The organism is Bradyrhizobium arachidis, assembly GCF_024758505.1.
In the GTDB taxonomy this organism is placed as follows: domain Bacteria; phylum Pseudomonadota; class Alphaproteobacteria; order Rhizobiales; family Xanthobacteraceae; genus Bradyrhizobium; species Bradyrhizobium manausense_C.
Genome location: NZ_CP077970.1, coordinates 6,159,078 through 6,179,541 on the forward strand (window position 1 = coordinate 6,159,078; position 20,464 = coordinate 6,179,541).

Genomic DNA, 20,464 nt, shown 5'->3' on the forward strand with positions numbered 1-20,464 from the left:
GGGATAGGGAGGGCAAAGAAATGGCGCTGGAGATCAAGATCCTGGACTACGGGGATATCGAACTGGAATCGAGCTTTCTGGTGCTCGGCCGCGACTGCGGCCGGACCCGCCGCGTCCTGACCCTGGGCTTCCTCATCCTCGGCGGCAAATATCCTGTCGTGGTCGATACCGGCTACCGCTCCAACCAGATCATGGAAACGCTGGGCATGCGGGGCCTGCAATACCATGAGAACATGATCGAGAACCAGCTTGCGCGGCATGGTGTGCGCATGGGCGACATCCGCTTCGTCTGCCACACCCATCTGCACATCGATCACGCCGGCAAGGACGATCTGTTCCCGATGAACACGACCGTCGTCGTCAACCGCAGGGAGCTCGAATATTCCGTCTCCGGCCTGATGCATCCGCAGTATCCGGCACCTGACATCAAGCACCTGATCGATCGCCTGCACACCAAGAGCGCGCTGCGCTTCCTCGACCTGGAGATCACCGGCCCGATCGAGCTGATGCCCGGTGTCTACTGCGACGCTGCCAATGCTCATACCGAGGGCTCGATGAATATCATCGTCGAGACGGCCGATGGCATCGCCACGATCTGCGGCGACGTGATCTACGATTTCAACGACCAGATCGTGACGCCCTTCAACGAAATCCATGATTGGGAGCCGCGCACCACCGGCAACCACGGCACCACCAAGCGCGCAGAGAAGGCGTCGATCAAAAAGCTCCTGAGCAATTCGCGCTATCTTCTGCCCGTGCATGACCGGCCCGCCAAGATCGACGGCGGCATGGTCGTCGGCCGCCTGCACGACCAGGTCCCCGGACCGATCGTGCAGTCCCTGCCCGCGCGCAACTGGTTCCCGGCGTGAAGTGTTGAGGACCGACCGATGACCCACGTCACCTTGCGCTCCGAATTCGAAAACCTGATCGACCCCTACGCGCCGGTCGCGCAGGTCGGCACCGGCTTCGACTTCACGGAAGGACCGATCTGGCATCCGGTCGATCACTATCTGCTGTTCTCGGACATGCCGGGTGACGTGCGCCGGCGCTGGGACGCACGGCGCGGCGTTGTCGAGGTCAAGCGCCCCTCGAACAAATGCAACGGCATGACCTATGACGCCGAGCTGAATTTGATCGTCTGCGAGCACGCGACATCCTCGCTGATCCGCGAACGGCCGGACGGCCGTCGCGAGGTGCTGGCCTCGCATTTTTGCGGCCAGGAGTTGAACAGCCCGAACGACGTCTGCATGCATTCGTCCGGCACGATCTATTTTTCGGATCCCTGGTACGGCCGCATGCCCGTCTATGGCGTCGAGCGGCCGCGCCAGCTCGGCTTCCAGGGCGTGTATCGCGTCATGCCCGGTGGCGAACCGAAGCTTCTGGTCGAGCGCACCCTGTTCGACCAGCCGAACGGCCTCTGCTTCTCGCCGGACGAGAAGCTGCTCTATGTCAACGATACCGTGCAGGCATTGATCCGCGTGTTCGACGTCAATGCCGACGGCTCGTTGGCGAACGGCCGCGTGTTTGCCAGCGGCGTTCGCTCCGAGCTCGAACCCGGCCTGCCCGACGGCATGAAATGCGACCAGCACGGCAACATCTGGGTCACCGCGCCCGGCGGCGTCTGGGTCTATTCGCCCAAGGCCGAACTGCTCGGCAAGGTGCGCGTGCCCGAACTCGTCGCCAACCTCGCTTGGGGCGGGCCAGACTTCCGCACGCTGTATCTGACCTCGACGCATTCGGTCTACGCGATCCCGACGAAAGTCGGCCCGCGGCACGAGCCCTATATGAGCGGCCGGCGCAGTGGCGGCGGCGCCAGCACGAGCACCAGTTCTGCGCCCGCAGCGCCCATCCTTGCCGATGACGAGATGCAGCTCGATCCGCGGCGCTGCGCCATGATCATCCAGGACCTCCAGAACGACGTCATCATGGATGGCGGCGCCTTCGCCGACTCCGGTTCGCCCGGTCATGCGAAGCAACAACATGTCGTCGAGAACGTCCGGCGTCTGGCGGAAGCCGCACGGGCCCGCGGCGTCGCCATCATCCATGTCTGGTTCGTCGTCGAGCCCGGCGCCCCCGGCGTCACCTTGAACGCGCCGCTGTTCGAAGGGCTGGTCGACAGCAAGGCCATGGTGCGCGGAAGCTGGGGCGCAGCGCCCGTGTCCGGCCTCGAGCCGCGACCCGGCGATTTCGTGGTCGAGAAGATGCGGATGAGTGCCTGGGAAGGCACCCGGCTGGAAACGATCCTGAAAGCCACCGGCCGCGACATGATCATCAACACTGGCGCTTGGACCAACATGTCGGTCGAGCACACCGCGCGCACCGGCGCCGACAAGGGCTATTTCATGATCGTGCCGGAGGATTGCTGCTCGACCATGAACGCCGACTGGCACAACGCCTCGATCAACTTTGCCATGCAGAACGTCGCGGTCGTGACACGGGCGGATGCCGTCATCAGAGCGCTGGGATGATGCCCGGTGCCAAAGCTTTTGCACCTCTCCTGCTCGCCGCGCGCCGACTCCGAGTCGAGCGCCGGCGCGCGAATCTTCCTTGACGGCTTCCGCCAGGCGCATCCCGACTGGGATATCGACGTCATGGATCTCTGGCGGGAACGGATGCCGGAGTTTGTCGGTCCCATCGTCGAGGCCAAATATGCCCGCATGAAGGGCCAGGCCTTCAACGATCCGCAACGCGACAGCTTTGCCGAGGCCGAGCGCATGGCGCTGCGGTTCTCACTGGCTGATCGCGTGCTGATCTCGACGCCGATGTGGAATTTTGGCATCCCCTATAAGCTGAAGCAGTGGTTCGACGTGATCATCCAGCCCGGCCTCACGTTCCGGTTCGATCCGGCACAGGGTTACTTTCCGCTGCTGAAGGATCGCCCGACCTTGGTGATCCTCGCCTCCGGCGGCGATTTTTCTACCGGCATGAACCGCGGCCGCATCGACATGGCAACGCCTTACTTGCGGGAAGCGCTGCGCTTCATCGGCGTCAGCAGCGTCAGTTTTGTGCCGATCGGCCCGACCGCAGGGCCTACCGAGCCGATCCGCACCGCGCGTGACAGCGCCCATCACCGTCTCGCCGATCTGGCGAAGCGGTTCTGATCCCTACGCCCCCGTCCTCGCTTTTCGTGCAGCAATCTGCTGAAGCGCCCAGCGTGCGTTCTTGCGCACGTCGGGATCGGGATCGTCGGCGATCACCGCCAGGAATGCCTCGCCGTCGGCATGGGCGATCTCACCGAGTGCCGCGGCGGCTTCCTTGCGCAAGTTTGCCTGCTCATGGGTCATGCAGTTGCCGATCGGGCGCACCGCGCGCTCGATCTTCATTCTGCCGAGGCTGCGGATCGCCTTCAGCCGCACCTGCCAGAACTCGTCAGCAAGGCAGGCAATCAGTTGATCGGCGGCGATCGCACCATTGACGTTGAGCCCGAGCGTTTCCGCCGCCATTTCGCGGACCATCCAGTCGTTGTCCTTCAGCGCGCGGGTGATCGTCTCTGCCGCCGGCTTCATCTGCGAAAAGGCGAGCGCACTCACCGCCGCGCGCCGCACATGGGCATCGGGATCGTGGATCAGCGCTGTCAGCGCCGGAATCGACTCTTCCAGCTTCAGGAAGCCGATGACACCGATCGCCTGCACGCGCACGGCCGCGTCCGAGTCCTGCAGCGCTTCCAGCGCCGGCTTCAGCGTGTCCTTGCGGCGCAGCTCCTTCAACGCACGCAGCGCTCCCATGCGGACGAAGGCGTGGCCGTGCTTGACCAGTGGCAGGATGATTTCGGCGCACGCAGGATCCTTGAACTCGGCCATGCTGTCGGCGGCAGCCCCTGCCACGATCCTTTCGGGGTCGACCAGCAGCCTGACCAGCGCGCCCGCGGCCTCCGGCCCGTCGAACTCGCCGAGTGCCATTGCGACCTGCTGACGCACGCCGGCATCGGGATCGGACACCATGTTGGCGAGATGACCGACCGCGGCGGGATCGCCGGAATGGCCGAGCGCAATGATCGCGACGCGGCGCTCGGCGGGATCGGCGGCCTGCAGACGCTCGTCGGCATCTTCGAGGTCGTCATAGGACTCGAACGGGCTCGACATGACTACCTCAACAGATAGGGAATGTTGACGGTGACGGCGCCGGTCGGGCAGTCCGCTTCGCAGGGCATGCAGTACCAGCACTCGTCATAAGCCATGTAGGCTTTTCCGGTCATGTCGCTGATGCGGAGCACGTCGAGCGGACAGACGTCGACGCACACCGTGCAGCCCTTGTCCGCGATGCACTTTTCATCGTCCACGACCACCGGAACCGATGTCTGATATGAAGCGAGAGGCATCGTTGATCTCCTGTTGCTTGCTGTTGGCGGTGGATCAGGCTGTGGCGCGAATGCGCTGCTTGTCGTAGAGATCCTTCTCGTCGTCGGCGATCGGCACGACGTATGGTTCGACCGCGCGCTTCTCGCTGGTCATCTTGCCGTCCTGCTTGCTCAGCAGCGTATGGCAGAACCAGTTCTCGTTGTCCTTCTCCGGAAAATCCGTGCGCCAGTGATAGAGGCCCCAGCGGCTCTCCTCGCGGTAGAGCGAGGCATGGGCGGCCATGTCGGCGCAATCCATGATCGACTGCACCTCGAGCGCACGAAGCAGCTCGTGTGCATTGCGCGCGATCATGCGCTCCTGCATGTCCTCCCGCACCTCGGCGAGACGGCGCATGCCGAGCTCGTATTTGCGCGTCACCTTCGGCGGCTGGAGATAGTCGTTGACCAGGCGGCGGGCCTTGTACTCGATCTGGTTCGGCGGAATGCCGTCCTCACGCGTGGTCGGCGCCATCACACGGTCGCGCTCCCTTGCCACCTCCTGCGCGTCGAACTCTGCAAAGTCGTGGCTGTCGGCAAACTCCATCGCGTCGATACCGGCGACCGAGCCGTTGGTGAAGGCACCGAGCATGTAATTGTGCGGCACGCTCGCCATGTCGCCGGCGGCATAGAGGCCCGGCACGGTTGTGCGGGCATTGTCGTCGACAAACACGCCCGAGGCGCTGTGGCCGGAGCAGAAGCCGATCTCGGAGATGTGCATCTCGATCGACTCGCTGCGATAATCGACCCCGCGCCCCTGCTGGAACAGGCCGCGCGTCGGCCGCTCCACCTTGTGCAGCGTCGATTCGATCTCCTCGATCGTGTTGGGGTGGAGATGCTTGAGCTGGAGGAACACCGGACCCTTGCCGGACAGCAACTCGTTGTAGAACTCCAGCATCATCTGGCCGGACCAGTAATCGCATTCGATGAAGCGCGAGCCCTCATTGTTCGCGGTATAGGCGCCAAAGGGACCGGCAACGTAGGCGCAAGCCGGGCCGTTATAGTCCTTGATCAGCGGGTTGATCTGGAAGCACTCGAGGTTCGCGAGCGCTGCACCGGCGTGATAGGCCATCGCATAGCCGTCGCCGGAATTGGCGGCGTTCTCATAGGTGCCAAACATGTAGCCGGATGTCGGCAAGCCCAAGCGGCCGGCGGCACCCATGCAGAGGATCACGGCCTTGGCCTTGATCACGAGCATCTCGGCGGTACGGGTATTGACCGAGATCGCGCCGGCAATGCGCCCGTCGCCGGACTTCAAGAGCCGCGTCGCCATGTAGCGGTTGGAGATCAGGATGCGGGCGCGGCGAAGCTGGCGATACAGCGCCTTCTTCACGGTCTCGCCATTCGGCATCGGCAGAACATAGGTGCCGATGTGGTGAACCTTCTTCACGGCGTAATCGCCGTTCTCGTTCTTCAGGAAGCGGATGCCGAAGCTGTCGAGCTCCTCGATGATCTCAAAGCAGTTCTGGGCGTATTTATAGACCGCCTTCTGATCGACGATGCCGTCATTGGCGATCGTGATCTCTTTCGTATACTGCTCGGGCGTCGCGTAGCCGGGGATGACGGCGTTGTTCAATCCGTCCATGCCCATCGAGATCGCGCCGGAGCGCTTGACGTTGGCCTTTTCGAGCAGGACGACATTGGCCTTCGGGTTCTTCAGTTTTGCCTTCAACGCCGCCATCGGGCCGGCCGTGCCACCGCCGATGACCAGCACGTCGCAGGAAACCTCGGAAAGTCCGTCGACGATCTGATCTAGTGCCATCGCTTGCTCCTGGTTCGCCGGCGCGATCCGGCGCCTTTGCATCAGATTTGTTGAGGGGAGTTTCCGGCGATAGCAATTAGTTGTCGCCGGAAGAGAATTGCTGCTCTTTGGTTCATTTGCCCAAACCGCAGCCGCTCGATTGACCGCGGCGTGAGCAAATGGCTCAGCGCTCGACAAACGCCTTTTCGATCACGAAGTGGCCGGGCTGGCTGTGATTGCCTTCTGCAAAACCGCGCGCCGTGAACATCGCGTGTAGCTCTTCCAGCATCGCGGGGCTGCCGCACAGCATGATGCGATCGGTGTCCCTGTCGAGCGGAGGCTGCCCGATATCGGCAAAGAGCTGACCCTGCTCGATCAGATCGGTGATGCGCCCGCGATTCCTGAAGGGTTCGCGTGTCACGGTCGGGTAGTAGACGAGCTTGTCCTTGATCAGTGGACCGAAGAACTCGTGGCTCAGAAGGTTCTCGACGAGGTGTTCCCCATAGGCGAGTTCCGAGACCTGCCGGCAGCCATGCGCGAGCACGATGGCCTCAAAATTCTCGTAGACATCGGGGTCCTTGATCAGGCTCGCAAACGGCGCAAGGCCGGTCCCGGTCGAGAGAAGAAGCAGCCGTTTGCCCGGGAGCAGATTGCCGGTGACCAGCGTGCCCGTGGCCTTGCGGCCGACCAGGATGATGTCGCCTTCCCTGATCTTCTGGAGCCGCGAGGTCAGGGGGCCGTCCGGCACCTTGATCGAGAAGAATTCGAGCGCCTCTTCGTGGTTGGCGCTGGCCATGCTGTAGGCCCGCATCAGCGGCTTGCCTTCGACCTCGAGGCCGATCATGGCGAATTGGCCGTTCTGGAAGCGGAAGCCGGGATCGCGCGTCGCCGTGAAGGAGAACAGGGATTCTGTCCAGTGCTTCACCGACAGAACCGTTTCCTTCTGAAAGGCGCTCATCGTCCGTCTCTCCTTCGCCATGGCTTTCTCGATGCGGCGAAAGGTTTCGGAGAGACGGTCTTCTCGCAACGCCGAATTGCTTCTCTCGGTCGATTAGTTGCGAAATATCGCTGCGATCAGTTCGCCAAGCGCCGTCAGGCAATTAGTTGCTATCCGCGGCGCCACCTTGGTGCTTAGGAGGACGTCGGAGAACCGTCATGACCGTGACCGCATTGGTGGCACCGACCGTCGCTGGCTACGAGGCCAGCGCCGATCTCGCCGCGCTCGTCGTGCGCACCACACATGACGATCAACTCGAACTTGGTGCCGAGCAGCTTCGCCTGGCCTGCAAATGCGCCCACTGCACCCGCGCGCGCTTTGACGGCCGCTTCCCCGCGCGCTTTCCGGGCATTGCGATCACCGACATCGGTGACCTCGGCTACGGGCTGAACATCTCGTTCTCGGACGGGCACAACCGGGGGATTTATCCGAAGCCGTATCTGCTGAGTCTGGCGGAACGCTGATCCCACCCAAGCAGTCGTCCCGGCGAAAGCCAGGACCCCATTACCCCAGGGAGCAGTTGTGGCCCCTGCGCATCTGGCACGAACATTGCTGCTCTTTAGAACGATTTGAACGTTCCGGAGGCGGACAATGCTGATGCAGGCGGCAAATGCGGTGCGCGGGGCTGTTCCCGCAACGGGCCGACCCGCAGGCAGCTCGTCGCTGCTCCTGACCGAAAACCAGCAGTCCATCGGCGGGCCGCCACCATTGATGGACAAGCTGACGCTGCGCGAGCGCGAGCTGGTGCTGAAACAGGGCCGACGCAAGGTGCTCAACCGCGGCCAGACCCTGTTCAGCCAGGGCGGCCGCCACGACGGCATCTGGCTGATCGAGAGCGGCCGGATTCGTGTGTTCTACACCTCTCCGCTCGGGCGCGAGATCACGCTTGCCTATTGGCATGTCGGCAATTTCGTCGGCGGGCCCGAAGTGTTCGAGGGCACCCTGCATCAGTGGTCCGGCGTTGCATCCAGCAATTGCAGCGTCGTTCACCTGCCCGGAAAGGAGCTGCGCACGCTCGCGGCCGAAATCCCCAATCTTGCCATCGGCCTGATCGAAGGCCTGACCTTCAAGGGCAAATGCTATTCGGCGCTGGCGCAGATGCTGGGAACGCGCTCGATCACCCAGCGCCTGGCGCATCTGCTGCTCCACCTCGTCGAGCTCTATGGCGTCGAGGACGCCGACGGCACCGTGATCGCGGCAGCCTTCACCCATGCCGACATCGCCCACATGGTCGGCGCCACCAGGCAGTGGGTGACCATCAGCCTGAAGCGGATGCAGGAAAAGGGAATCGTGCTCACCAAACGGTCCCAGATCGTGGTCTGCCGGCCCGACGTCCTGGAGGAGATGCGTGGCCAAGCCGGCGACTAATGTCCATGCACATGCAAGTGGCTTTCAAGTGCAGGATTGCCCAAGGAGTATGCAATCACCTTTTCCCGGCAACTAATCGACTGCGGCGGTAAATCCGGGTTTGCCCCGCCGGCGCCCTCACCCAATCATGGCAGCCACAGCACATCCAACCGAATGAGGATGAGAATGGTCCGCCATCTTCCAACGCTCTCGATCGCGATGTCGGTGACGTCGCTCGCGCTTCTCCTCGCGCAGCCGGCGACGGCGGAAACGGTCACGATCGGCATCGGCACGCAGGACACGACCACCAACACGGTGACCGCCGGCGTCGTCATCCGGCAACTCAAGCTCCTCGAAAAATACCTGCCGACATCAGGCAAATACGCCAACATCAAGTTCGAGATGGAGTGGCAGAACTTCACCTCCGGCCCGCCCGTCACCAATGCGATGATGGCTAACAAGCTTCAGATCGGCATGATGGGCGACTATCCGCTGATCGTGAACGGCTTCACCTTCGAGAGCAATCCGGAAAGCAAGAGCCGCCTGATCGGCATTGCCGCTTATAGCCTGTCCGGTTCCGGCAACGGCATGGTCGTGCACAAGGACTCGTCCTACTACGATCTTGCCGATCTCAAGGGCAAGCTCGTCAGCGTGCCCTTCGGCTCCGCCGCGCACGGCATGGTGCTGAAGGCGTTGCAGGACCGCGGCTATCCCGCCGATTTCTTCCAGCTCGTGAGCCAGAGCCCCGAGGTCGGCTCGACCAATCTCCAGGAGAAGAAGATCGACGCGCATGCCGACTTCGTCCCCTTCGCCGAGCTGTTGCCGTTCCGTGGGTTTGCGCGAAAGATCTTTGACGGCGTCGAGACCAATCTGCCGACCTTCCACGGCATCGTCGTGCGCACCGACTTTGCCGAAAAATACCCTGAAGTCGTCGTCGCCTACATGAAGGCGATCATCGCCGCCAACCAGTGGCTGCGCGACAATCCAAAGCTTGCGGCCGAAAAGATCCAGGAATGGACCGGCATCAGCAAGGAGGTCGTCTACATCTTCCTGGGCCCCAGCGGCAACATGACCACCGATCCATCGATCAAGCCGGCGCTGATCGATGCGGCCACCACCGACGTCAAGGTGCTGCAGAATCTCGGACGCATGAAGGAGTTCGATCCCAAGAAGTGGGTCGACGACAGCTACATCCGCAAGGCCTATGCCGAGATGAAGCTCGACTATGACGCACAGCTTGCGAGCACGAAGAACTACGAGATCGCGGGCGAGGATGGCTTCTGCAAGAAGCCGATCGGCGATCCACGCAAGGCGGGCGAAGTCTGGGTCGACGAGGCCGGCATCCTGCCCTTCGCAAGTGCCACCTGCACGCTCGGCGCCTATGCTGACTTCAAAGCCAAGGGCAAGAAGATCAACGTGACTTACGTCTTCGACACCTCCCGTGGCATCAAGCTGTTTGCCGACCAGGCCTTCTTCGCGGTCGGCGGCGACGAGATCGCACCGTTCCTCCTGAAGAAGGACGCCGAGACCTATGCGGCGAAAATCAGCGGCAAGGTGCTCGGCTTTGAGGACGCGGTGAAGTCGGCGGTCACCGGAGGCAAGACGTGAGCAGCCCCGCCATTCTGCGGCATCCCGAGGACGCGATGCCATCAGCGGTCGCCGATGCGTCAACGGCACCCGCCGCCACGCCGCAGAGCACTCCGCCGTCGTTCGGCACGCTCGCGTTGCGCTGGTTCCGGCTCAACCAGGGCAGCTTGCGGGCGACGGCAATCGGCATCGCCTCGCTGATCGCCTTCCTTCTCGTCTGGCACCTGCTCACGACCTACCGCGTCGTGTTCTTCGTGCGCTTCACCAACGTGCCCTCGCCGCTCGCCGTCTATGCGAGCTTCATCAAGGCGATCCACGATCCGAAATTCCTGATGCACATCCTATTGAGCTGCCGGCGCATCCTGATGGGATTCACGCTGGCTGCAGTAATTGGCGTGCCGCTCGGGCTGATCATGGGCCGCTTCAAGCTGATCCACGAGATCGTCTTCCCGGTCGCCGAAGTGCTGCGGCCGATTCCCGCGATCGCCTGGGTGCCGATGGCCATCATGCTGTGGCCGACCAACGAGCAAAGCATCGTCTACATCACCTTCCTTGGTTCGTTCTTCCCGATCCTGGTCAACACGCTGCACGGCATGTCGCTGGTCGATCCCGTGCTCGTCCGCGCGGCGCAGTGTCTCGGCGCACGCGAGCGCTCGATCTTCCGCGAGGTGTACTTTCCGGCCTCGCTGCCGCACATCTTCACCGGCCTCACCGTCGGCATGGGCGTGGCCTGGGTGTCGCTGATCGCCGCCGAGATGATCTCGGGCCAATACGGCATCGGCTACTTCACCTGGGAGGCCTACTCACTGGTGCAATACGCCGACATCGCGCTCGGCATGATCGCGATCGGCGTGCTCGGATTGGGATCGAGCCTCCTGATCCGCGGTGCAGGACAAGTTGTGATGCCGTGGAGGGAGAAATGAGCGAGATCCAGATGGTCGCCCCGAAGGGCCATATCGAGGTCAAGAATTTCTCACTGAGCTATGACAGCATCGAAGGGCCGGTACAGGCCGTCACCGATACGCAGATCCATGTGAAGCCGGGCGAGTTCGTTTCCATCGTCGGCCCATCGGGCTGCGGGAAGTCGACGCTGCTCAATGCGGTCGCGGGCTTCCTCAAGCCGACCACGGGCGCCGTCACCGTCGACGGCGAGGCGGTCAACGGGCCGAGCGCCGAGCGCGGCATGGTGTTCCAGCAATATTCGCTGTTTCCCTGGAAGACGGTGCGGGAGAATGTCGAGTTCGGCCTGAAGATGCGCGGCATGCCGCGCTCGCAGCGCGAACGCGCCGCGCGCACCCTGCTTGGCCTTGCAGGGCTCGAGGCTTTTGAAAAGCACTACCCGGAGCGGCTGTCCGGTGGGATGAAGCAGCGTGTCGGCATCGTACGGGCGCTTGCCACGGGACCGAAGGTGCTGCTGCTCGACGAGCCCTTCGGCGCGCTCGATGCACAAACCCGCGTCATCATGCAGCAGATCCTCACCAACATGTGGCAGCGACTGAAAATCTCGGTGTTGTTCGTCACCCACGACATCGACGAAGCGATCTTCCTCTCCGACCGCGTCTACTGCATGACCGCGCGGCCCGGCTCGATCAAAGCCGAGATTCCGATCCCGCTGGACCGCCCGCGGCAGCAGTCGATGATGATGTCGTCGGAGTTTTTGGCGCTGCGCCGCGGACTGATGTCTCTGATCCGCGAGGAAAGCCTGAAGGCCATGGGCGGCGAGATCAACGATCTCGGCATGCAGGGGCTGAACATCGAACTGCACGGTCACTCGCTGGCGGACGTGCTGTAGAGAACTCTCCTTCACCTCGCCCCGCTTGCGGGGTGGGTGCACCGCCATTGCGCTCACTCATTTGAACCAGTGCACCAGCCCGATGCTGATCGCGAGCAGCAGCATCAGCGACAGCGTCACCGCGGCGGTCACGCGCCCCCCGACATTGGCGAGCACGCGCACGTCGACACCGAGGCCAAGCGCGGCCATCGACACCACGGTGAGAAAGCCGGTGATCGTCGTCAGCGGGCTCACCACGCTGGCGGGCACCACTTCGAGCGAGCGAAGTGTCGCGAGCGCAAGGAAGCCGAGGATGAACCAGGGCACCAGGCGGAAGAAGCCTACGCTGGACTTCTTCTGTGCGCTCCCCTGCCAGCGCGAAGCGAACAGCGAAAGCACGATCACCACCGGCCCGAGCATCAGGACGCGCATCAGTTTGACCAGCGTGCCGATCTGCGTGCTGACCAATCCCGCCGGAAGCGTTGCGGCCAGCACCTGCGGCACCGCATAGACGGTGAGGCCTGCGAGAATGCCGTATTGGGTCGCCGACAATTGCAGGAGCGGAATGAGCAGCGGCAGGCCCAGTACCATCATCACGCCGAGGATCGCCGTGAACGAGATCGACGACGCGATCTCGTCGCTGTCGGCGCCGATGATCGGCGCCACCGCGGCAATCGCGGAATTGCCGCAGATCGAGTTGCCGCAGGCGATCAGGATCGACAGCCGCGTCCCCAATCCGAGCATGCGGCTGAGGCCAAAGCTGACCGCCAGCGCGATCACAACGACGGCGGCGATGGCGGCGAGCAAGGCGATGCCGGAGGCTGCGATCGCCGCAAAGCTGATGGAAGCCCCGAGCAGCATCACCGCAACTTCGAGGAGCTGCTTGGCGCTGAAGGCTATGCCGGTCTGCCAGCGCTCGGACGGTTTCCAGAAACTGCGCACGGCCATGCCGAGCAGGATCGCCATGACAAGCGCCTCGACATAGGGGTGCGCGAACATGTGCCGCTCGACGCCTTCGAGACTTGCGGAAATGCCGGCGATCCCGATGCATAGGAGGATGCCGGGAATCAGCGCTCCGATGCGGCTCGCGGGGGTCGCCGGTCTTGCGCCGGCTGCGGAGGATACTTTGTTATCGGCCACTCAAATCTCCCGAAGGAGAAGATTTTATACGCCTGGAGGCGCGAGTGGGTAATATATTTCTAAGCGGGAGCTATGAAAGCAAGTAATGTCCTTGGGGCGCGAATCTTCCACACCTGCTGACAGGCGTCGCACCACGCAAGATCTAATTTTGGGAGATCCGACGCCTAGAAGATGAGGCTTTTGGCGAGCGCGGCAACGCGGCTAAAACCGTCGAAAACGCCGGGCTCGAAGAAGGCCGCGCGGGCCAGAACGATGGCTCCGACCAGCGACCAGAACACGCCGGTGCCGGCCCACAGCAGGTATTTGGACGCGCGCGACTGCGGCCGGGCATCCCCCTCGGGGGCCAAGCGCTCGCCAAACGGCTCGAAATTCACGCGTTCCATCGCAGCCAATCCATCGATTTGTGGAGGAAATGTCGTCGTTTCCGGCTCAAACGGCAATGGAAGCGATTGGCTTTTTTGGCGTCGCGAAGGGAAACTCCTTCCGCACGACACAGCGCGGACGATGGTTTTCTTCTCAGGGGCGATCTTCGTGAGCGCCTGAGCCGGATTCGACCGAGGCTTTGCGCCCCGCAGGGGGCCGCTGCCCCAGCGAATGGAAGGGACATGCGCTTGCCGCAACCATTCTTGGCTCGCGATGCTGATTCGCCGTCTCACCCTTCGACCGCGCGAGCTCCGGCGCGTTCATTTCGGGATCCGGCAGCAAATTCTCACCCACCCAGACCTTGGCGAAGAGGGCTCGCTTGATCAGCCAGGCGGCGATCGGGTTCGGATCGCCCATCTGGTGGAGATCGCGAATACGCTTCGACTGAACCGTCAGAACCACCTGGCGCCCGAGCCCCCACAACGGCTTTGGAAGCTGCGCCTCGTTGAACTGGTCGACGACGTAGGCAGCGAGCTCCCTGCCCGTCTCCGTCTTTGGCCATGGACGCTTCTCGAACTCGTCGACGAACGCCTCCATCGCAGCGAAGTCCGCGGGATAGCCTTGCACATAGCCGTCCGGTCCGCGCATCATCGCCATGATGTCGCGCCAGAAATGATGAGCCGCGATCTTCTGCTTCTCGCTGAAGCCGGGGAGCCCCAGAAACAGGCGAAACCGGTGCAGGAACGTGCCGAGCCAAGCCGTCGTGTAGATGAAGTCATCCCGGGTGAAGGCCTCCACCACCAGCTTCGACATGGCGTCGTGGATGCGATTGACCTGCTCCAGCGACCGCCACGTCTCGACATGCGCAGGTCCATATTCGAACCAGCGCCAGAAATGCGAGAGCGTGTCGTTGGCCCGCTCATGCTTGAGGTCCTTCGCCTTGCGGCTGCGCCGCATCAAAAGCTCACTGCCGAACGGAGACTGCGTGAAGCGCGGCATGCCCGTCGCATAAAGCAGGTTCACCAGCGTTTCATCGGCATAGTAGATAATCGTCAAGGCCCATATCCGCGCGAAATCCTGCTCGGGATCCAGATCCTCGATCTCACGGCTGATCCATTTGTAGCCCTTCACCGGCGTGCGCGCGCTCGCGCCGGCCGGCAAGGCAGATGCCTCGCTGGTCATGGCGTTCTCCCAGTCACTTTGCTTGTTTATTGACGCGCCGATGCTAGGCGCTGCAGATGATCGATGATATAAATAAGATATAATAGTCATTATTGATGATTTCGATGACGGCCGTCGACCTCCGCAATCTCGATCTCAATGTCCTGCTCGTCCTGGACGGCCTGCTCAGGGACAACAACCTGTCGAGCGTGGCGCGCAAGCTTTCGATCAGCCAGCCGACGGCCAGCTATTCCTTGCGCAAGCTGCGCGACATCTTCGACGACGAGCTGTTCGTGCGCACGGGCGGGCGCATGCAACCGACCGCCAAGGCGCACGCGCTGCGGGCGCCGCTCGGCCGCGTCATCGATATCCTGCGCAACGAGTTGCTGAACCAGCCCGCGTTCGACCCGGCGAGCAGCCGGCGCGTTTTCGTGATCAACACGACCGACATCGGCGAGATGGTCTTCCTTCCGTCGATCCTGCGACTGTTGCGCGAATTCGCACCGCATGCGTCGGTGAAGTGCGTCTGTCTCGAGCCGCTCGAATTGAACGAGGCCATGAACGACGGCAAGGTCGACCTTGCCATCGGCTACCTTCCCGAATTGACCGGAGGTGCAATTCGCGTCCAGAGCTTCTTCGATCATCCCTTCGTCTGTCTGGTCAGGGACGATCATCCGACCATCGGCAAGAAACTGACCCTCAGGCAATATGCCGAAGCCAGGCATATCGGGCTGGTGGGCGAAGGGCACAGTCAGAAGAAATTCGAGACTATGATCAAGAAGGCCGGCATCGGCCGGAACATCGCCTTTCGCTCGCAACACTTCATGAATATCCCCTTCATCGTCCGCGACAGCGACCTTGTCGCCACCGTTCCGAAGGTCATAGCGGTTGCGTTCGAGAACCTGCCGGGCCTGCGTGCGCTCTGGCCGCCATTTGCCATTCCGCGCATTCCCATCAAGCAGTACTGGCATCAGAAAGTTGCGAACGATCCGGCGCAGATCTGGCTGCGCAAGACGACCGGTAAGCTATTCCTCAACAACGATCCGACGCGGCATTTCCAGATCGATGGACAGCGCCTCGGCAGATTGCGCTGAGCGTCCCCTCGCGGTCACCGCCGGCGACCGCGCCGCAACTCACAGAGCCAGATAGCGGCGACGGATCGCATCGTCGGCCTTTAGCTCGTCAATGCCGGCGGCATAGACGATCTGGCCCTTGTCGATGACGGTGGCGTGGCTCGCCAGACCCAAGCAGAAGTGCATGTTCTGCTCGGCGATCAGTACGGTCGAGCCGATGCTGCGGAGTTGCCGCAACAATTCTCCGATCCGCTGCACGATGATCGGGGCAAGCCCCTCGCTCGGCTCATCCAGCAGCAAGAGTGCCGGATTGCCCATCAGCGTGCGCGCGATCGCCAGCATTTGCTGCTCGCCGCCGGAAAGCCGGCCCGCGATGCGAGCCTTGAGCGGCTCGAGCAGCGGGAAGACATCGGAAATGCGTCTGATCGGCCATTCATCCTGGCCGTCCGGTCCCTTCTTCCGGCCGATGATGAGATTGTCCTCGACCGTATGCTCGGGAAAGATTTGGCGATCCTCCGGCACGAAGCCGAGGCCTGCTCGCGCGATGTGGTGCGGCTTCCATCCCGAGATAACCTCGCCGCGCAGGCTGACCGTGCCGCGCCGGGGCGGCGCAAGCCCCATGATCGCCTTCATGGTGGTCGACTTGCCGGCGCCGTTGCGCCCGAGCAGCGCCATGGTCTCGCCCTGCCGCACCGACAGGCCAACACCGAACAGGATCTGGCTCGTGCCGTAGTAGACGTCGAGATCGGCGACTTCGATCACGGCTGCGCTCATGCGGCGGCTCCCGCATGTTCGGTGCCGAGATAGGCCTCGATCACGGCTGCGTTGTTGCGGATTTCGTCTGGCGCGCCGGTTGCGAGGATGCGGCCGTAGCAGAGCACGACGATTTTTGGCGCGATCTTGAACACGATGTCCATGTCGTGCTCGATGAAGACGACGGTGATCTTCTGCGTCTCCCAGAGCTCGCGCACCTTGTCGATCATGCGCCAGCGCTCCTCCGGCCCCATCCCCGCAGTCGGCTCGTCGAGCAGCAGCACTTTTGGTTCGAGCACCAGCGCCAGTGCGATGTCGAGCAGCTTTTGGTCGCCATGCGACAAGGTCGCGGCGGTGCGGTGGCGCTTGGCCGTGAGGCCGAGCAGCTCCATCACGTGTTCGGCGCGGTCGCGCGTCTCGGGAAGCGGAAAGCGCCGGTGCAGCACCGACGACGTCCGCTGGTCGGCGCTGACGGCGGCGAGCATCGTCTCCTGCACCGTGAGCGAAGGAAAGATACTCGCAACCTGGAAGGCGCGGCCGATGCCGTGACGCACGATCTCCGGCGGCGAGAGCCCGGCGAGCTCGACGCCGTCGAGCCGGATCTGGCCCGCGTCCGGCTTCAAGGCGCCGGTGATCAGGTTGAAGAAAGTGCTCTTGCCCGCGCCGTTCGGGCCGATCACAGCGGTGAGCGAGCCGTCGGCGAAATCCAGCGTGACGTCGTTGGTCGCCTTCACGCCACCGAATGACTTTTGCAGATTGCGGATCTCCAGCATGGTCAGTCCCGCCCCTCTCCCGCATCGCGCCGATGCGCAACCCACTCGGCCACGAAGTCGAGCAGGCCTTTGCGCAAGCCAAGCGCAAAGAACAGGATGACGATTCCGAGCACGATGCCGTGGTACTCGGTGAACCGCGTGACGGTGTCGTTGAGCAGCAGGAGCAGCACCGTGCCGACCATTGGCCCCAAGAAAGTCGAGACGCCCCCTAACATGTTGATGAAAATGCCCTCGCCCGAGATCGTCCAATAGGCGAATTCCGGATAGGCGCCGGAGACGAACAGCGCCATCACCATGCCGCCCATCGAGGCGAACAGTGCCGCCAGCACGAAGATCGTCAGCTTGGCCCGGTAGACATCGATGCCAAGGAAACTCGCACGCGCGGCATTGTCGCGGATCATGCGCAGCGTGAAGCCGAACGGCGATTGCACGATCTGCCGCATCGCGAGCAGGCCGAGGATCAGGAGCGCGCAGCTCATGACATAGAGATGGACGTGGTTGGAGAGATCGATGCCGAGAAATGCCGGCCGCGGAATGCCGCCGCGCAGCCCCTGGTCGCCGCCGGTGAAGGACGGCCAGGACAGGATCGTCGAGTGGATCAGCATCTGGAAGGCGAGCGTGACGAAGGCGAAATAGATCTCCTTCAGCCGCACGCAAATCGCGCCGATGATCGTCGCAGCAATGGCAGTGATCGCGAGAGACGCCACGAACGCCACCGGGATCGGCACGGAAAGCCGCTGCATGATCAGTCCAAAACCGTAGGCACCGAGGCCAAAGAACATGCCATGCCCGAACGAGGTCAGCCCGGTATAGCCGACCAGCAGATTGAGCGAGGTCGCAAACAGCCCGTAGGCCGAACAGCGAATCACGAAATCGAGCAGCGCCTTGCTGCCCGTGAACAGCGGCAGGCTTGCCAGTGCCACAAACGCGATCAGCGCGACAGCCAGGTCGAGATAGCGCGACCGCCACGCGGACGCAGCGTCGCGCGGCGTTGCGAGCGCCCCCGCGCGTCCGGCCTCGAGCTCGGTCATGCGACCTCCTTGCCGAACAGGCCGGTGGGCCGCGAGACCAGCACGATGACCATGAACAGATACATCAGTCCTTCGGTGAACAGGGGAAAGCCGAGCGAGCCGAAGGAGCGGATCAGGCCGAGCAGCAGCGCGCCGATCAGCGCGCCCAGGATCGAGCCCATGCCGCCGATCACGGTGACGATGAAGGATTCGATGAGCACGGAAAATCCCATGCCCGGGGTCAGCGAGCGCACGGGCGCTGCGAGCGCACCTGCAAGTCCCGCGAGCCCGCCCCCGAGCGCGAACACGCCGCCATAGATCAGGCCGGTGTTGATGCCGAGCGCCGAAACCATGCCGGGATTTTGCGCGGCCGCGCGGATCACCTTGCCGATCCGGCTGCGCGACAGCCCGATGCCGAGCACGATTGCAGCGGCGAGCGCCACGCCAATCAGCAACAGATAGTAAGGCGGCACCACGCCGCCGGCAATGAACAGCGGCACCACCTGGAATGCGCTCGGCATCCCCATCGACTTGAATTCAGGCCCCCAGATGATCCGCACCACGTCATCGAAGATCAGCACGAAGGCGTAGCAGACGAGGAGCTGCATCAGGACATCGGCGCCGTAGACCCGGCTCATGAAGACGCGTTCAAAGATCAGCCCGAGGATCGCTGTGCCGGCGGCGCCGCACAGCATCGCCAGCGCAAAGCTGCCGGTGAGCTGATAGGCCGCCATCGCAAAATAGGCGCCGAACATATAGAAGGCGCCGTGGCTGAAATTGACGACCTTGAGCACGCCGAAGATCAGGGTCAGCCCGACCGCGACCAGGAACAAGAGCATGCCGATGATGAGCCCGCTGGTGGTTTGCGTCACCAGACAGGCCGGACTTGAAAGACACCCGGTGAGCGCGTCGAGATCCACGGCAGCATTTCCATTGCGGCACACCGGGATGATCGATGTGCGTGAAGCCCCATCGTGAAGAGCGGAGGCAGCCTAGGCCACCTCCGTCGAACTGCTGGACCAAGCCTCAGGCGTAGCCCTTGCTCTTCTTCCACTCGGCTTCGAGCTCGAGAATGGTCTTCCAGTCGCCGGCCTTCACCTCCGGCACGTAAGGCTCCTGCGGGATCGTCGTCCCCCACCCGATCGCGTAGCCGATCAGGGTCTGGTCCTCGCCACGCATGGTCACCGTGCCATCGGCGCCGAAGGGGGACTTGATGGTCAGCCCCCGCATCGCCTCGGCAAGCTTCTTGCCGTCGGCGGAATTGGCCTTCTTCGCGGCTTCCGCGATCAGCATCATGGCGGTGGCGTTCTCCCAGGACCAGTTGGTCGGGTACTCGTTGTACTTCGCCTTGTAGGCATCGCCCCATGCGGCATTCTCGGCGGTGCCGGGGAAAGTCTTGATGTAGCGGTTGCCGGAGTGAATGCCCTTCGGCAAGTTCTTCACCACGGTGAGCGCGGTGTAGTCGGCCATGTTGACGGCAAACACCTCCATCTGGCCGAACATCGCGTAGATGTTCGCCTGGTCGATATAGGAGGTGAGATCGCCGCCCCACAGGCAGGAATAGAGCGCCTGCGGTTTCGCTTGCAGGATCTTCGTCACTACCTCGGTGTAGTCGGGCTGGAACAGTTTTGGCCAGGACTCGCTGATGATCTCGACGTCGGGCGCGAAGCGCTTCAGGTAGAGGGTGTACTCGGCCGTGGTGTCGCGGCCATAGGCGTAATCAGGCGAGCACGTCGCCCATTTCTTCAAACCCTTGGCCTTGGCAATCGCCGCCGCGTAGCTGCCGCCGACGATGGAGTCGTGCACGCCCTGCCGCGCGGTGCGGAAGGCGTTCGGAATCTGCTGCTTCGGATCGGCCGTTAGCGCCGAGGTTTCCGAATTGGTGTGGATGCAGAACACGCCGAGGTCGCGCGCCACTTCGTGCACGGCGAATGCGCCAGATGAGGCCTCGGCATCGATCAGCAGCTCGCAGCCGTCGGTGTTGACGAGCTCGCGCGCCACGCGCGCGGCTTCCTGCGGCTGGCCCTTGGAATCGCGGATCACCATCTCGATGGTCCGGCCCGCAAGCCCGCCGGCGGCGTTGATCTTGTCGACTTCGAGCATGACGGCGTTGCGTGACGACGTGCCGAGCTGCGCGACACGGCCCGACAGAATCGTCGGCATGCCGATCTTGATGGTCTTGGCTTGTGCGCGCGCCACCCACGGCGCGGCAAAGGACATTGCACCGGCGCCCATCAGCGCCAGAGTCGAACGGCGGCTGATGCCCGGTGTGCGGGTTCTCGTCATCGTCCCCTCCCTGTTCGGGGTTCGCGTTCCCATTCCCTCGGAGATCGTTTTCGTCTCCGTGGCTGTGAGAATTTCAGAGGTAAGGGGGTGACGTCAAGCCAAAGATGAATTACGAGTCAGAATTCATCG

21 protein-coding genes are annotated in these 20,464 nt (G+C 62.9%); 9 read left to right on the plus strand and 12 right to left on the minus strand.

The features are described from left to right. Nucleotides 1-20 precede the first annotated feature (20 nt). Genes KUF59_RS28510 through KUF59_RS28520 form a run of 3 tightly spaced genes read left to right on the plus strand, consistent with a single transcriptional unit; the run spans nucleotide 21 to nucleotide 3,101 of the window. On the plus strand, nucleotides 21-869 hold the full coding sequence (locus tag KUF59_RS28510) for an N-acyl homoserine lactonase family protein (protein WP_212455521.1): 849 nt from the start codon (nucleotides 21-23) through the stop codon (nucleotides 867-869). Nucleotides 870-887: 18 nt separating this feature from the next. Then, nucleotides 888-2,468 (plus strand): isochorismatase family protein, encoded by a 1,581-nt coding sequence (locus KUF59_RS28515; RefSeq protein ID WP_212455522.1) that lies wholly within the window; start codon nucleotides 888-890, stop codon nucleotides 2,466-2,468. A gap of 6 nt (nucleotides 2,469-2,474) precedes the next feature. Then, nucleotides 2,475-3,101 (plus strand): FMN-dependent NADH-azoreductase, encoded by a 627-nt coding sequence (locus tag KUF59_RS28520; RefSeq protein ID WP_212455523.1) that lies wholly within the window; start codon nucleotides 2,475-2,477, stop codon nucleotides 3,099-3,101. 3 nt (nucleotides 3,102-3,104) lie between these two features. Here KUF59_RS28520 and KUF59_RS28525 read toward each other — a convergent pair whose 3' ends face one another. From KUF59_RS28525 to KUF59_RS28540, 4 genes are all read right to left on the minus strand, one after another. Next, nucleotides 3,105-4,082, minus strand: coding sequence for a HEAT repeat domain-containing protein (locus KUF59_RS28525; protein WP_212455524.1), 978 nt, complete (start codon nucleotides 4,080-4,082; stop codon nucleotides 3,105-3,107). A gap of 2 nt (nucleotides 4,083-4,084) precedes the next feature. After that, nucleotides 4,085-4,318 carry a 4Fe-4S dicluster domain-containing protein gene (locus KUF59_RS28530; protein WP_212455525.1) on the minus strand — a complete coding sequence of 78 codons (234 nt, stop codon included), beginning with the start codon at nucleotides 4,316-4,318 and terminating at the stop codon, nucleotides 4,085-4,087. A gap of 34 nt (nucleotides 4,319-4,352) precedes the next feature. Continuing rightward, nucleotides 4,353-6,095 (minus strand): fumarate reductase/succinate dehydrogenase flavoprotein subunit, encoded by a 1,743-nt coding sequence (locus tag KUF59_RS28535; RefSeq protein ID WP_212455526.1) that lies wholly within the window; start codon nucleotides 6,093-6,095, stop codon nucleotides 4,353-4,355. A gap of 163 nt (nucleotides 6,096-6,258) precedes the next feature. Further along, nucleotides 6,259-7,032, minus strand: coding sequence for a ferredoxin--NADP reductase (locus KUF59_RS28540; RefSeq protein ID WP_212455527.1), 774 nt, complete (start codon nucleotides 7,030-7,032; stop codon nucleotides 6,259-6,261). A gap of 197 nt (nucleotides 7,033-7,229) precedes the next feature. Between KUF59_RS28540 and KUF59_RS28545 the strand changes: the two genes are divergently transcribed. From KUF59_RS28545 to KUF59_RS28565, 5 genes are all read left to right on the plus strand, one after another. Continuing rightward, nucleotides 7,230-7,535 carry a gamma-butyrobetaine hydroxylase-like domain-containing protein gene (locus tag KUF59_RS28545; protein WP_212455528.1) on the plus strand — a complete coding sequence of 102 codons (306 nt, stop codon included), beginning with the start codon at nucleotides 7,230-7,232 and terminating at the stop codon, nucleotides 7,533-7,535. A gap of 127 nt (nucleotides 7,536-7,662) precedes the next feature. After that, entirely contained in the window at nucleotides 7,663-8,439 is a 777-nt protein-coding gene (locus KUF59_RS28550; protein ID WP_212455529.1) for a Crp/Fnr family transcriptional regulator, read from the plus strand. Between the two features lie 165 nt (nucleotides 8,440-8,604). Further along, nucleotides 8,605-10,026 carry an ABC transporter substrate-binding protein gene (locus KUF59_RS28555; protein ID WP_212455530.1) on the plus strand — a complete coding sequence of 474 codons (1,422 nt, stop codon included), beginning with the start codon at nucleotides 8,605-8,607 and terminating at the stop codon, nucleotides 10,024-10,026. Then, nucleotides 10,023-10,928 carry an ABC transporter permease gene (locus tag KUF59_RS28560; RefSeq protein ID WP_212455531.1) on the plus strand — a complete coding sequence of 302 codons (906 nt, stop codon included), beginning with the start codon at nucleotides 10,023-10,025 and terminating at the stop codon, nucleotides 10,926-10,928. The genes KUF59_RS28555 and KUF59_RS28560 overlap by 4 nt, the downstream gene beginning before the upstream one ends. Beyond that, nucleotides 10,925-11,797: an ABC transporter ATP-binding protein gene (locus KUF59_RS28565; protein ID WP_212455532.1), complete on the plus strand. Its 873-nt coding sequence runs from the start codon at nucleotides 10,925-10,927 to the stop codon at nucleotides 11,795-11,797. The genes KUF59_RS28560 and KUF59_RS28565 overlap by 4 nt, the downstream gene beginning before the upstream one ends. Nucleotides 11,798-11,854: 57 nt before the next feature. On the opposite strand, the gene KUF59_RS28570 is transcribed toward KUF59_RS28565, so the two are convergent. The 3 genes from KUF59_RS28570 to KUF59_RS28580 all read right to left on the minus strand — a co-directional run bounded on the left by KUF59_RS28570 (nucleotide 11,855) and on the right by KUF59_RS28580 (nucleotide 14,461). Beyond that, nucleotides 11,855-12,916 (minus strand): YeiH family protein, encoded by a 1,062-nt coding sequence (locus KUF59_RS28570; protein ID WP_212455533.1) that lies wholly within the window; start codon nucleotides 12,914-12,916, stop codon nucleotides 11,855-11,857. Nucleotides 12,917-13,080: 164 nt separating this feature from the next. Further along, entirely contained in the window at nucleotides 13,081-13,299 is a 219-nt protein-coding gene (locus KUF59_RS28575) for a hypothetical protein (RefSeq protein ID WP_212455534.1), read from the minus strand. Nucleotides 13,300-13,432: 133 nt separating this feature from the next. Continuing rightward, nucleotides 13,433-14,461, minus strand: coding sequence for an oxygenase MpaB family protein (locus KUF59_RS28580; protein WP_212455535.1), 1,029 nt, complete (start codon nucleotides 14,459-14,461; stop codon nucleotides 13,433-13,435). A 104-nt stretch (nucleotides 14,462-14,565) separates the two neighbouring features. On the opposite strand from KUF59_RS28580, the gene KUF59_RS28585 reads away from it, so the two are divergent. Next, complete coding sequence (locus KUF59_RS28585; RefSeq protein ID WP_212455536.1) at nucleotides 14,566-15,534, plus strand: LysR family transcriptional regulator; 969 nt, start codon at nucleotides 14,566-14,568, stop codon at nucleotides 15,532-15,534. A gap of 39 nt (nucleotides 15,535-15,573) precedes the next feature. Here KUF59_RS28585 and KUF59_RS28590 read toward each other — a convergent pair whose 3' ends face one another. The 5 genes from KUF59_RS28590 to KUF59_RS28610 all read right to left on the minus strand — a co-directional run bounded on the left by KUF59_RS28590 (nucleotide 15,574) and on the right by KUF59_RS28610 (nucleotide 20,335). Continuing rightward, entirely contained in the window at nucleotides 15,574-16,287 is a 714-nt protein-coding gene (locus KUF59_RS28590) for an ABC transporter ATP-binding protein (protein WP_258767258.1), read from the minus strand. After that, complete coding sequence (locus tag KUF59_RS28595; protein ID WP_212455538.1) at nucleotides 16,284-17,039, minus strand: ABC transporter ATP-binding protein; 756 nt, start codon at nucleotides 17,037-17,039, stop codon at nucleotides 16,284-16,286. The genes KUF59_RS28590 and KUF59_RS28595 overlap by 4 nt, the downstream gene beginning before the upstream one ends. 2 nt (nucleotides 17,040-17,041) lie before the next feature. Then, on the minus strand, nucleotides 17,042-18,070 hold the full coding sequence (locus KUF59_RS28600) for a branched-chain amino acid ABC transporter permease (protein ID WP_212455539.1): 1,029 nt from the start codon (nucleotides 18,068-18,070) through the stop codon (nucleotides 17,042-17,044). Continuing rightward, nucleotides 18,067-18,969, minus strand: a complete 903-nt coding sequence (locus KUF59_RS28605) for a branched-chain amino acid ABC transporter permease (protein WP_212455540.1) — start codon at nucleotides 18,967-18,969, stop codon at nucleotides 18,067-18,069. Before KUF59_RS28605 ends, KUF59_RS28600 begins: the two co-directional genes overlap by 4 nt. Nucleotides 18,970-19,075: 106 nt before the next feature. Beyond that, nucleotides 19,076-20,335, minus strand: a complete 1,260-nt coding sequence (locus KUF59_RS28610) for an ABC transporter substrate-binding protein (protein ID WP_212455541.1) — start codon at nucleotides 20,333-20,335, stop codon at nucleotides 19,076-19,078. Between the last annotated feature and the right edge of the window lie 129 nt (nucleotides 20,336-20,464).

What these genes read in the sequence shown, in the direction of transcription:
- KUF59_RS28550 (WP_212455529.1), top strand. Translation starts at nt 7,663, where the DNA reads ATGCTGATGCAGGCGGCAAATGCGGTGCGCGGGGCTGTTCCCGCAACG.
- KUF59_RS28595 (WP_212455538.1), bottom strand. Translation starts at nt 17,039, where the DNA reads ATGCTGGAGATCCGCAATCTGCAAAAGTCATTCGGTGGCGTGAAGGCG.
- KUF59_RS28510 (WP_212455521.1), top strand. Translation starts at nt 21, where the DNA reads ATGGCGCTGGAGATCAAGATCCTGGACTACGGGGATATCGAACTGGAA.
- KUF59_RS28515 (WP_212455522.1), top strand. Translation starts at nt 888, where the DNA reads ATGACCCACGTCACCTTGCGCTCCGAATTCGAAAACCTGATCGACCCC.
- KUF59_RS28585 (WP_212455536.1), top strand. Translation starts at nt 14,566, where the DNA reads ATGACGGCCGTCGACCTCCGCAATCTCGATCTCAATGTCCTGCTCGTC.
- KUF59_RS28535 (WP_212455526.1), bottom strand. Translation starts at nt 6,095, where the DNA reads ATGGCACTAGATCAGATCGTCGACGGACTTTCCGAGGTTTCCTGCGAC.
- KUF59_RS28540 (WP_212455527.1), bottom strand. Translation starts at nt 7,032, where the DNA reads ATGAGCGCCTTTCAGAAGGAAACGGTTCTGTCGGTGAAGCACTGGACA.
- KUF59_RS28530 (WP_212455525.1), bottom strand. Translation starts at nt 4,318, where the DNA reads ATGCCTCTCGCTTCATATCAGACATCGGTTCCGGTGGTCGTGGACGAT.
- KUF59_RS28525 (WP_212455524.1), bottom strand. Translation starts at nt 4,082, where the DNA reads ATGTCGAGCCCGTTCGAGTCCTATGACGACCTCGAAGATGCCGACGAG.
- KUF59_RS28555 (WP_212455530.1), top strand. Translation starts at nt 8,605, where the DNA reads ATGGTCCGCCATCTTCCAACGCTCTCGATCGCGATGTCGGTGACGTCG.
- KUF59_RS28610 (WP_212455541.1), bottom strand. Translation starts at nt 20,335, where the DNA reads ATGACGAGAACCCGCACACCGGGCATCAGCCGCCGTTCGACTCTGGCG.
- KUF59_RS28575 (WP_212455534.1), bottom strand. Translation starts at nt 13,299, where the DNA reads ATGGAACGCGTGAATTTCGAGCCGTTTGGCGAGCGCTTGGCCCCCGAG.
- KUF59_RS28590 (WP_258767258.1), bottom strand. Translation starts at nt 16,287, where the DNA reads ATGAGCGCAGCCGTGATCGAAGTCGCCGATCTCGACGTCTACTACGGC.
- KUF59_RS28600 (WP_212455539.1), bottom strand. Translation starts at nt 18,070, where the DNA reads ATGACCGAGCTCGAGGCCGGACGCGCGGGGGCGCTCGCAACGCCGCGC.
- KUF59_RS28545 (WP_212455528.1), top strand. Translation starts at nt 7,230, where the DNA reads ATGACCGTGACCGCATTGGTGGCACCGACCGTCGCTGGCTACGAGGCC.
- KUF59_RS28565 (WP_212455532.1), top strand. Translation starts at nt 10,925, where the DNA reads ATGAGCGAGATCCAGATGGTCGCCCCGAAGGGCCATATCGAGGTCAAG.
- KUF59_RS28580 (WP_212455535.1), bottom strand. Translation starts at nt 14,461, where the DNA reads ATGACCAGCGAGGCATCTGCCTTGCCGGCCGGCGCGAGCGCGCGCACG.